General features: G+C 63.5%; 7 protein-coding genes. 5 read left to right on the forward strand and 2 right to left on the reverse strand.

Annotated features, from left to right (window positions below; translation table 11 throughout):
- Window positions 1-42 precede the first annotated feature (42 nt).
- A complete protein-coding gene (locus tag BLQ55_RS25025) occupies window positions 43-1,659 on the reverse strand; it encodes a pyoverdine maturation tyrosinase PvdP (protein ID WP_092257848.1) in 1,617 nt (538 codons plus the stop codon).
- A 333-nt stretch (window positions 1,660-1,992) separates the two neighbouring features.
- On the opposite strand from BLQ55_RS25025, the gene pvdM reads away from it, so the two are divergent.
- From pvdM to BLQ55_RS25050, 5 genes are all read left to right on the forward strand, one after another.
- Window positions 1,993-3,363 (forward strand): pyoverdine-tailoring dipeptidase-like protein PvdM, encoded by a 1,371-nt coding sequence (gene pvdM, locus BLQ55_RS25030; RefSeq protein WP_092257851.1) that lies wholly within the window; start codon window positions 1,993-1,995, stop codon window positions 3,361-3,363.
- Entirely contained in the window at window positions 3,360-4,640 is a 1,281-nt protein-coding gene (locus BLQ55_RS25035) for a pyoverdine-tailoring periplasmic protein PvdN (RefSeq protein WP_092257854.1), read from the forward strand. Before pvdM ends, BLQ55_RS25035 begins: the two co-directional genes overlap by 4 nt.
- 33 nt (window positions 4,641-4,673) lie before the next feature.
- Window positions 4,674-5,549, forward strand: a complete 876-nt coding sequence (locus tag BLQ55_RS25040) for a dihydropyoverdine dehydrogenase (protein ID WP_092257857.1) — start codon at window positions 4,674-4,676, stop codon at window positions 5,547-5,549.
- A 324-nt stretch (window positions 5,550-5,873) separates the two neighbouring features.
- Entirely contained in the window at window positions 5,874-7,523 is a 1,650-nt protein-coding gene (locus BLQ55_RS25045) for a cyclic peptide export ABC transporter (protein ID WP_092257860.1), read from the forward strand.
- 104 nt (window positions 7,524-7,627) lie between these two features.
- Window positions 7,628-10,078 (forward strand): TonB-dependent siderophore receptor, encoded by a 2,451-nt coding sequence (locus BLQ55_RS25050; RefSeq protein ID WP_092204198.1) that lies wholly within the window; start codon window positions 7,628-7,630, stop codon window positions 10,076-10,078.
- A gap of 167 nt (window positions 10,079-10,245) precedes the next feature.
- On the opposite strand, the gene BLQ55_RS25055 is transcribed toward BLQ55_RS25050, so the two are convergent.
- On the reverse strand, window positions 10,246-11,208 hold the full coding sequence (locus BLQ55_RS25055) for an alpha/beta hydrolase (protein ID WP_092257863.1): 963 nt from the start codon (window positions 11,206-11,208) through the stop codon (window positions 10,246-10,248).
- Window positions 11,209-11,459 lie beyond the last annotated feature (251 nt).

Raw genomic sequence — 11,459 nt, forward strand, 5'->3', positions numbered from 1 at the left:
ATAAATCCCCTCGCCACAACAGTGTTCATCCAATAGGAAAGGTTAAACGGATTTGCTCTTGAGATTGCGCGCATACCACGGCCGTTGCGGCACCCGGCGGAACAGTTCGGAGAGCTTTTTGTCATCGCTGCCGAAGGTGATGCGCAGGGCCAGTTTCATGGTTTCCGGGTCCATCTCCACCGAGCGCCCGGCCTGCAGCCCTGGGGTGGTGCTGCAACCGTGGGTGTCCGGGCCCAGCCAGGGGTCGGCGATTTCGACCCAGCGGCCCGGGGCGAACCAGGGCACACCGTTGACCTCGAGCCGGCTCACTTCCCCCGGGTGGAAACGCTCGTGGGCGCGGAACCAGTCTTCGAGGCGGTCGTCGATCCAGCCGTGGAAGGCCCAGAACACCGGGCTCACGTGGGAAGAAAACGGATCGCCGAGAAAGTCATTCTCCGGGGCGTACCAGCGCTGGGCGAAGTCCGCCGGGTCGCGGGCGAACGGCACCGGGTGGCCGTTGGACGGGTCGCGCGGCACCGAGGCCCAGCGCATGTGCAGCCAGTCGTGCAGGCCCAGTTCCACTTCCGAACCAAACTGGCCCAGGCTCAGTTTCGACAGGTAGCGCGGGTCGCGGTAGCGCGATTCCCAGACCTGAAAATTGCTGTGGTAGGTCTCGGCGGTCTTGATGTCGCTGACCCACTGGGCGTACTGCTCGTCGCCGTCGGCCAACCAGGTCGGCGGCAAGGACGTGCCATCGTGGTTATCGAGGTAGCGGGCGAACCCCAGGCGATCGCGCTCCAGCTCCGGTTGCGGCAAGGGAAAGCGTGGCCACGACGGCAGCGCCTGGAACGATCGGGCGGTGCCGAGCATGTGCCGGTGCATGAAAAAGAAGTCCACGCCCGAGCCATTGCGATCCTTGCGCGGCCCGCGGGCATCACGCTCCTGGTCCCGTGGGCCGGGCTGCCAGCCGATGCCGCGCAGGGCGTTGCGCTTGTCTTCGTCCAGGGTGTGCCATTTGTCCCGCGAGGCGTGCCAGAGCTGGTGGAACAGCCGATGCTCGGGCGACACCAGCCAGGCCAGCAGCGCCGGGCTCAGCGGCGTGCGCTCCCGCGCCTCGGGAAAGCGCTGCTTGACGGCGATGAAATGATTGTCCTGTTCAGGCAACGCCAAGGGACGGTCCAGGCGCAACACCCGGCCGCTAAGGGTGGCGCTGCCGGCATTGCCGAAACCGGCCCAGACTTCGTCCAGGGTCATGATGAATTCATAGTCCGGCGCGTCGTGCCGAGCCCCCATCAACCGCCAGCTCAGTTGTTTCGGGTCGGTTCCGGCCAGGTCGCCCAATACCCGGTAATGCGGCTCTTCGGCGCCGCGCAAGCGTTCGGCGCTGTCGAGGTAACCCACCAGGCCACGGCCCCTCTGGCCGATATCGAGGAAGATCTGCAGATCGTCCTGCGGCAAGCCTTCGAGACCGGCGTCGCGGCCGGTGAAACGGATCGTCCAGATGCCCCGCAACGTATCGGCCCGGCGCTGGCCCGCCACGTCCGCCACGTCGAACGAGGCTTCGCCGGGGGTAATGGTCGGGTCCGGCCGGGTCAGTTCGCGATGCCCGTAATACACCGCAGGCACGGCGGCACCGGTCAGCGCCAGGCCTGCCATGAACCATCGTCGAGAAATCGTCATTGCCTTACCTGTGTCCAGCCCTGGAGCGGGCTTTATCCAAGCTAGAACGAGGGGTAGGCTGACAAATTTATAGGGAGGCAGTGGAGACCTCATCGCGAGCAGGCTCGCTCCCACAATGGATTTGAGTACATTCCCAAAAATCAGGTTGGTTTCAAGGCCGCCTTCGCGAGCAAGCTCGCTCCCACAGGTGAGCGCATTCCAAATTGTGGGAGCGAGCTTGCTCGCGATGGCGGCCCCGAGAGCGCCTAAATTTCCCTGCCGACCACTCGTTCTCCCCAGATAGCAAAGGCCCCCGCGCCTGTCCTTCCAAGGCGAACCTGACTGAGATCGGCAATGACAACACCTCGTTCGAAAAAGGCTCTTTTCATCGGCCTGCCCCTGGCCCTGGCGTTGGCCGTCGGTGCGGGCGTAGCGGCTTGGGACCATTGGTGGCGGGACAACCCCGGCTACCCGGTCAAAGTGATGAAAGAGGCCAGGGAACTGCACGAGCGCCTGCTGTCCTTCGACAGCCACATCACCGTGCCGCTGGATTTCGGTACCGCCGGCAATGAAGCCGACAAGGACGGCAGTGGCCAGTTCGATCTGGTCAAAGCCAACCGCGGCCACCTGTCCGGCGCGGCCCTCACGGTGTTCGGCTGGCCGGAGTTGTGGAACGGGCCCAACGCGCCGCACAAGCCCACCGCCGGTTTTGTCGAGGAAGCGCGCAACCAGCAGGAAGTGCGCTACAAGATCATCACCGGCCTGGTCCGGGACTTCCCCAACCAGGTCGCCATCGCCTACACCCCGGATGATTTCCGCCGCCTGCACGGCGAAGGCAAATTCGCGATTTTCATCAGCATGCTCAACGCCTACCCCCTCGGCCATGACCTGAGCCTGCTGGACCTGTGGACGGCGCGGGGCATGCGCATGTTCGGCTTCAGCTACATCGGCAACAACGACTGGGCCGACTCCTCCCGCCCACTGCCGTTCTTCAACGACTCGCCCGATGCCCTGGGCGGCCTGTCGGACATCGGCAAGCAAGCGGTGACGCGCCTGAACGACCTGGGCGTGATCATCGACGTGTCGCAGATGTCGACCCTGGCCTTGGAGCAAGTCGCGCAACTGAGTCGCACGCCGCTGGTGGCCTCTCATTCGGCACCTCGGGCGATGGTGGACATACCGCGCAACCTCAGCGACAAGGAAATGCAGCTGATCAAGGCCAGCGGCGGCGTGGTGCAGATCGTCGGTTTCTCCCAGTACCTGCGCCCGCTGACGCAAAAGACCCAGGACAGACTCAACGCCCTGCGCGAACGCTTCGACCTGCCGCCGCTGCCCAACCTGGCGATGGCGCTGATGCCCGGCGACCCGATCATCGCCGCCTGGCCGGAACAGAAATTCGGCGAATACGCCGGCCAGCTCTACGGCATCCTCGAAGAAGAACCCAAGGCCAGCCTCAAGGACCTGGGGGACGCCATCGACTACACCGTGCGCAAGATCGGCATCGACCATGTCGGCATCAGCTCGGACTTCAACGAAGGCGGCGGCGTGAAAGGCTGGGAGAACGTCGGCGACATCCGCAACGTCACCGCCGAACTGCTGACCCGCGGCTACTCCGAAGCCGACATCGCCAAACTGTGGGGCGGCAATTTCCTGCGGGTCTGGGATCAGGTGCAGAAAGCCGCCCGCCCCGCCATCGCCTCGACCCAGAAGGCGGTCCAGCCATGAATGAGCGTCGCACCTTCCTGAAGCAGGCTGGGATCCTCGCCGCCGGCCTGCCCCTGGCCGCCAGCCTGCCCGCCACGGCCAGCGCCGATCCCCTGGCGCCGCTACCCAAGAACAAATGGGCGCAATTGCGCTCGCTGTTCAACCAGGACCCGGACTACCTGCACTTTTCCAACTTCCTCGTCACCACCCACCCGCGCCCGGTGCGCGAAGCCATCGACCGACACCGCGCCGCCCTGGATAAAAACCCGGGGCTGTTGATGGACTGGGACTTGGGCGTCACCGAAGAGCGTGAGGAAAACGTCCGCATCTGGGCCGGCCGTTACCTGCAAGCCAGCCCGAAGCAGATCGCCCTCACCGGCAGCACCACCGAAGGCCTGTCGATCATCTACGGCGGCGTCCACGTGGCGGCCGACCAGGAAATCCTCACCACCGCCCACGAACACTACGCCACCCACACCATTCTCGACCTGCGCACCCAACGCAGCGGCACCCGGGTGCGCAAGATCAAGCTGTTCGACAACGCCCACGACGCCAGCCATGAACAGATCCTCACGGCCATCGACCGCAACATCCGCCCCGAAACCCGGGTGCTGGGCATGACCTGGGTGCACTCGGGCAGCGGCGTGAAGCTGCCCATCGACAAGATCGGCGCCCTGGTGGACAAGCACAACCAAGGCCGCAGCGATGAACAACGGATCATCTATGTGGTGGACGGCGTGCACGGTTTCGGCGTCGAAGACCTCGACTTCCCTGCCATGAATTGCGACTTTTTCATTGCCGGCACCCACAAATGGATGTTCGGCCCACGCGGCACCGGCTTGGTGTGCAGCCGCAGTGAAGAACTCAAGTACGTCACGCCGATCATTCCGACCTTTTCCGAAGCCACGACGTTCTCCACCGTCATGACCCCGGGGGGCTATCACGCCTTCGAGCATCGCTGGGCCGCCGACGAAGCGTTCAAGCTGCACCTGCAACTGGGCAAGGCCGAGGTGCAGGCGCGGATCCACGCCCTCAACAGCTACCTGAAAAAACAGCTGGTGGCACAGCCGCAGATCGAGCTGATCACCCCCATGAGCCCGGAGTTGTCCGCCGGCTTCACCTTCTTCCGGGTCAAGGGCCGCGACAGCGACGAAGTCGCCGCCTACCTGATGAAGAACCGTGTGATCGCCGACGCCGTGCATCGCGATGCGGGACCGGTGGTCCGCACCGCACCGGGGCTGCTCAACACCGAAGCCGAGATCGATCGCTTCATGGGGTTGCTGGACAAAACGCTCTGAGCCGAACCTTTTTGACCTTATCGAGAGAGATGGATGAACAGTTTTTCGCTGAAGCTACTCCCGGCACTGGCCCTCGCCGCCCTGCTGCCCTCCGGCGCCCAGGCATCGCAACCGGGCCAGGTCTTTCGCGACTGCAAGGATTGCCCGGAAATGGTCGTGCTGCCCACCGGCACCTTCCAGATGGGCACCCCGGACGACGAAGTGGGACGCGAACCCGACGAAGGCCCGCTGCACCCGGTGACGTTTGCCAAGCCCGTGGCGATCAGCCGCTTCCAGGTGCTCAAGGGCGAATGGTTCGCTTACCTGCGCGACACCGGCTACACCATGCCCGACGGCGATGAGCGTCCCGGTCGAGCCTGCAAGGCCGGCATCCCGGACTACCAGGGCAGCGACCCGCGCAAGCAATACACCGACCGGCACCCGGCGGTGTGCATGGACTTCGACGAAGCCAATGCCTACGTGGCGTGGCTGTCGAAAAAAACCGGCAAACAATACCGGCTGGTCAGCGAGTCCCTGCGCGAATACGCCGCACGCGGCGGCAGCACCGGGCCGTTCCCCTTCCCGTTCGATGAAGGCAAGGAATACAGCATCGCCCAGCACGCCAACACCTACGGCGCGGCCGACGGCTACAACTTCACCGCCCCGGCCGGCAGCTTCGCGCCCAACGCCTTCGGCGTGTACGACATGCATGGCAACATCTACGAATGGACCGCCGATTGCTACAACGAAAACTATGTGGGCGCCCCGAGCGACGGCAGCGCCTGGCTGACCGGCAAGTGCGAATTCAGACGCATCCGCGGCAACGACTGGGGCGAAGCGCCGGTGTTCTCCCGCTCCGGCAACCGCAACGCGCTGGTGCCGGGCAATCGGGGGGACTGGATCGGTTTTCGGGTGGCGCGGGATATGTAATCAACGGACTCGCCCAAATACCTGTTTGGACCGGGGACATGGTTAACCTTGTGGTGAGGGGATTTATCCCCGCTGGGCTGCGAAGCAGCCCCCAAACAGGCAACACCGATCAGTCAGAAGTAACGCGGTGGTTTCATTGGGGCTGCTTCGCAGCCCGCCGGGGATAAATCCCCTCGCCACAATAATGTGTGGCTCGTTAAATCCCCTCCCCTACCAATCGTTCTACAGGTGGGCGCGCCCCAACCCGGCGTGCCGCCGTCCTCCAGCCCATGCGGTGAATGCCCCGCGATGGCCTTCGCCCTTTTCATCTAGCAGGGAAACTCCATGAGCCAACCAAAACGCGGGGTGATCAATGAATTGTTCACCCTGCTCAAACCCTTCCGGCTGATTGTCATCGGCGCCATCCTGTTGGGCATGGTCGGTGGCCTGAGCGTGACCGTGCTGCTGGCGACCATCAACAAGGTGCTGCACGCCGAAGGCGGGCTGAGCCACACCGTGGTGGGCGTGTTCGCCGGGTTGTGCCTGCTGGCCCTGGTCAGCTCCATCTGTTCCGACATCGGCACCAACTACGTTGGCCAGAAGATCATCGCCAAGCTGCGCAAGGAGCTGGGGGAAAAAGTCCTGTCGGCGCCCATCCAGCAGATCGAACGCTACCGCAGCCATCGCCTGATCCCGGTGCTGACCCACGACGTCGACACCATCAGCGATTTCGCCTTCGCCTTCGCCCCCCTGGCCATTTCCCTGACCGTCACCCTCGGCTGCATGGGGTACCTGGCCATGCTGTCGTGGCCGATGTTCCTGATGATGGTCGTGGCGATTGTCATCGGCACCGTGGTCCAGTACATCGCCCGCGGTCGTGGGATCAAGGGCTTCATGGAAGCTCGCGATTCCGAGGACGAATTGCAGAAGCACTACAACGCCATCGCCGAAGGCGCCAAGGAACTGCGCATCCATCGCCCCCGGCGGCAACGCATGTTCGTCTCGGGCATCGAACACACCGCCGACAAGATCTGCGACACGCAGATCCGCTCGGTGAACATTTTCGTGATCGCCAAGACCTTCGGCTCGATGCTGTTCTTCGTGGTGATCGGCCTGGCCCTGGCCCTGCAATCACTGTGGCCGAGCGCCGACAAGGCGGTGATGAGCGGTTTCGTGCTGGTGTTGCTGTACATGAAAGGCCCGCTGGAACACCTGATCGGCACCCTGCCGATCGTCAGCCGCGCCCAGATCGCCTTCCGCCGCATCGCCGAATTGTCGGAGCAGTTTTCATCCCCTGAACCGCACCTGTTGCTCAACGACCCAGGCCAGCCGACCCCCCCGGTGCAGACCCTGGAACTGAGCCATGTGACTTACAGCTTCCCGGCGGTGGAAGGCGCCACGCCGTTCCGCCTGGGACCGGTGAACCTGAAGATCGATCAGGGCGACATCGTGTTCATCGTGGGTGAAAACGGTTGCGGCAAAACCACGCTGATCAAGCTGCTGCTGGGCCTGTACGCGCCGCAGCAAGGGGAAATCCGCCTCAATGACCACGTGGTGACGGCCGTGACCCGCGACGATTATCGCCAGTTGTTCACGACGATTTTTGCCGATTACTACCTGTTCGACGACATCGTCCAGGGCGACACCCATATCCCGGACGACGCCAATAAATACCTGCAACGCCTGGAGATCGCCCACAAGGTCAGCGTGCGCGACGGCGCCTTCACCACCACCGACCTGTCCACCGGTCAGCGCAAGCGCCTGGCACTGGTCAATGCGTGGCTGGAAGAACGCCCGGTGCTGGTGTTCGACGAATGGGCCGCCGACCAGGACCCGACCTTCCGGCGGATTTTCTACACCGAGCTGCTGCCGGACCTCAAGCGCCTGGGCAAGACCATCATCGTGATTTCCCACGACGACCGTTACTTCGACGTGGCCGACCAATTGGTGCGCATGGAAGCCGGCCGGGTGATCACCGAACTGCAATCGGCGTAAATAATCACGATTCTCATTCTGGTTTTTTCTGGGTCGTGCGTCCTAATTAAGAATTGATGACAACTACACCCCTATTAAAACTAAAACTTGCAAGAGTGAAACACATGCCAGCAACTCCGGGGATTCCACGTTTTACCAAGGCACTGATCATGCGCCGCCTGCTGCAACCAGGCTTCAGCGCCAGCGCATTCAGCCTGGCCTTGGCCATGCCGTTCAGCGCACAGGTCCAGGCACAGGAAGTCGATCTCAACATTCCGGCGCAGTCGCTGGCGAGTGCCTTGCAGGCGTTGAGCAACCAATCGAACATGCAAGTGCTCTACAGTGCCGATGATGTCCAGGGCCTGCGCAGCCAACCGGTCAGCGGTCGGTTGTCGCCGGCGCAGGCGTTGTCGCAGATGCTGGTGGGGACCGGCGTCATGTTCACCATCCAAGGCAACACGGTCAGCGTGCGCGCCAGGACAACGGGGAATTCGCTGGAACTGGGCGCCACGACCATCACCGGTAAATCCGCCGAAACCGCCTACGGCCCGGTGGACGGCTACGTCGCCACCCGCAGCGCCACCGGCACCAAGACCGACACGCCGATCCTGGAAGTCCCGCAGACCATCAACGTCGTCACCGCCGAGCAAGTCGCCACCCAGGGCGCGCGCAACCTGACCCAGGCCTTGCGCTACACGCCGGGCCTGAACACCGGTGGCTTCACCGACCGCAACGCCATCGCCGACGAGATCACCAGCCGGGGTTTCTCGCCGACGTCGCTGTACCTCGACGGGGCCTACCTGCCCTATGCCGGCAGCCTCGGCGGCGCGCCGCAAATCGACCCGTACACCTTGGAGCGTATCGAAGTGCTCAAGGGCCCCTCGTCGGTGCTGTACGGGCAGAACCAGCCCGGCGGCCTGATCAACATGGTCTCCAAGCGCCCGACCACGGAACAGCGCAGCCAGATCAAACTGGGCGCGGGCAGCTACAGCCGGGTCAACGGCGCGTTCGACACCAGCGGTCCGATCGACGACCAGAAGGAATTCAGCTACCGCGTCATCGGCGTGGCGAAAAAAGGCAACCAACAGGTCGATCACACCCACAGCGAACGCATGCTGCTGGCACCGAGCCTGACCTGGGCGCCCAACGACGACACCTCGCTGACCGTGCTGGCGCAGATCCAGCGCGACGATGGCCTGGAGGACTACCAGGCGCTGCCGCGGATCGGTTCCCTGGAGCGCGGCCCCAACGGCCAGCGGATCGACCGGGACTTCTTCTCCGGCGACACGCGGTGGAACGACTACAAGCGTGACCAGTTCATCCTGGGCTACGACTTCAGCCACAACATCACCGATGACCTGAAATTCCGCTCCACTGCGCGTTATACCGATGTGCGCGACCAGTACCGGGGCTTCTACCTGCGCAGCTTCGTCACCACCGGTGGCGTCACGGACCAGACCCAGGCCAACCGGGTAAAACTCGACTGGCAACAGCACAACACCGCCTACACCGTCGATAACAACGTGGAATACAAATTCAATACCGGCGCCCTGGAACACACCACCCTGGCGGGCGTGGACTATCGGCATTTCAACCGTAAGTACGATGGCTACAACGCCTACAACGTCGCGCCGATCGACCTGTACGGCAATAACAACAACTACGACACCGGCAGCGTAACCCCAACGCTGGACACCAAGTGGGACAACACCGTTCGCCAGACCGGCGTCTACCTGCAGGACCAGATCAAGCTGGACAAGTGGATCCTGACCGTGGGTGGCCGCCAGGACTGGGCCGAAGTGGACAACAAGGACCTGCTGGCGGGCACCGTTTCCTCACTGCGCGACAACAAGTTCACCGGCCGGGTGGGCCTGACCTATGTCACCGATTTCGGCCTGGCGCCGTACATCAGCTACTCGGAATCCTTCCTGCCGACCACGGGCACGGACGCCAGCGGCGACGCCTTCAAGCCGACCGAAGGCGAACAATACGAAGTGGGCGTGAAGTACCAGCCGTTCGACAAGACGATGATTACCGCCTCGGTGTTCCAGATCAAACAGAAGAACCTGGTCACCGCCGACCCCGCCGATCCGCAGAACTCGATCCAGTCGGGCCAGGTGCGTTCACGGGGGGTTGAACTGGAAGTCAAATCCACCGTCGACAACGTCGACGTCATGGCTGCCGCCACCTACCTCGACTCGTTCTACACCAAGGACAACTACGGCAACGAGGGCAACCGCAGCGAGCAACAGGCACCGTTCTCCGCCACGCTGTGGGTCGACTACCACTTCACCCAGGCCGTCCTCAATGGCCTGACCTTCGGCGCAGGCGCCCGTCACACCGGCCGCAAGCCGGGCGACGCGGCCAACTCGTTCGACGTACCGGCCTTCACCGTGTTCGACACCACTATCAGCTATGACATGGGCAAGGCCACCTCGAGCCTGCGTGGCGTCACCACCAGCCTGAACGTACAGAACGTCTTCGACCGCGAGTACGTGTCCCACTGCAACTACTCGTTCGGCTGCTACTACGGCCAGGAACGCGTGGCCTCGCTGGACGTGACCTACGACTTCTAAACAACACCCAAAACCGGGCCCGGCCCTAATGCCAGTCAGTTAAGGATCAAACGACTCAAAATCTGTGGGAGCAAAGCTTGCTCGCGATGGCGGTGGATCAGCAAAATAATCTTGGCTGACACTCCGCTATCGCGAGCAAGCTCGCTCCCACAAGGGATGGTGGTGATTCAGGCGGTCAACGCAGTCCGCAAGGCTTGGCTCAATTGCGCGTACACCTCGTCAATCTCCGGCACCACGCTCTGCAAGCGCAGGTAGTCGTGGATCAGGCCGGTGTATTCGATCAGTTCCACGCCCACCCCCTGCTCCTGCAAACGCCGGGCGTAAGCGCGGCCTTCGTCGAGCAGCGGGTCATGGCCGGCCAGGGCGATCAGGGCCGGGGCCAGGCCTGGGCAGCCGGGCGCCAGCAACGGCGAGAAACGCCAATCCAGGCGATCGGTGGGCTCATTGGCGTAGTGCCGGTAGAACCACTCGAGGGTTTCGCTCTCCAGCAAATAGCCTTCGCCGAACAGCTCGGTGGACGGGCTGCTGGTGGACGCATCGGTCACCGGGTAACAGAGCAATTGAAAGCACGGCTGGATCGCCAGGGAGGCCGGTTCCAGGGCCGCTTGCAGCGCCAGCACCGTCGCCAGTGTCGCGCCGACGCTGTCGCCGCCGAACGCCACGCGGCTGATGTCCAGGCCTTCGGCGCGGGCCTGCCGGGCCAGCCAGTCGAGGGCGTCGGCGCCGTCGTTCAGCGGGGTCGGGAAGGTGTGCTCCGGGGCCAGGCGATAGCCCACCGACAACACCGCGCACGGTGTCCGGGCGCAGAATTCGCGGCAGACGCCGTCGTGGGATGCCAGACTGCCGACCACATAGCCGCCGCCGTGAAAGTACACCAGCACCGGCAGCGCCTGGGCCGAAGCCGTGGCGGGACGATACAGACGCAGCGCCAGCGTCGCGCCGTCACGGGCGGTGAATGCGTGAGCGGCGCACTGCACATCCGCCGGAGCGTCCCAGCGCAATTGCCCGGTGGTGCGCTCGAACGCCTCACGGGCCTGGGCCGGCGTCGACAGGTGAAACGGCCCGGGGCCGTCGGCCTGGCTTTCTTCGGCCAGGTCGAGGAAGGCATTGAGTTCCGGATGCAAGGACATCGCAGGGGTTCCTTATGTAAAACCATGGGTAAAAGATGAGCCACTCGGACTCATGCAACACCCTGTGGCGAGGGGGATTTAGCGAAACGCCAAACGTCCCGCTGGATTGCGCCCTGTAGGAGCTGCCGAAGGCTGCGATCTTTTGACTTTGCGCTTGGGACTCAAGCGTCTGAGGAGAGATCGCAGCCTCGTTGCACTCGTCAGCTCCTACATCCGGCTCATCTTGTATAACGATAAACCCGCCCCGATCC

This window comes from Pseudomonas sp. NFACC13-1, assembly GCF_900104425.1.
Taxonomy (GTDB): Bacteria; Pseudomonadota; Gammaproteobacteria; order Pseudomonadales; family Pseudomonadaceae; genus Aquipseudomonas; species Aquipseudomonas fluorescens_AA.

Coding starts and splice junctions, on each gene's coding strand:
- pvdM (WP_092257851.1), top strand. CDS start 1,993: ATGACAACACCTCGTTCGAAAAAGGCTCTTTTCATCGGCCTGCCCCTG.
- BLQ55_RS25055 (WP_092257863.1), bottom strand. CDS start 11,208: ATGTCCTTGCATCCGGAACTCAATGCCTTCCTCGACCTGGCCGAAGAA.
- BLQ55_RS25040 (WP_092257857.1), top strand. CDS start 4,674: ATGAACAGTTTTTCGCTGAAGCTACTCCCGGCACTGGCCCTCGCCGCC.
- BLQ55_RS25050 (WP_092204198.1), top strand. CDS start 7,628: ATGCCAGCAACTCCGGGGATTCCACGTTTTACCAAGGCACTGATCATG.
- BLQ55_RS25045 (WP_092257860.1), top strand. CDS start 5,874: ATGAGCCAACCAAAACGCGGGGTGATCAATGAATTGTTCACCCTGCTC.
- BLQ55_RS25025 (WP_092257848.1), bottom strand. CDS start 1,659: ATGACGATTTCTCGACGATGGTTCATGGCAGGCCTGGCGCTGACCGGT.
- BLQ55_RS25035 (WP_092257854.1), top strand. CDS start 3,360: ATGAATGAGCGTCGCACCTTCCTGAAGCAGGCTGGGATCCTCGCCGCC.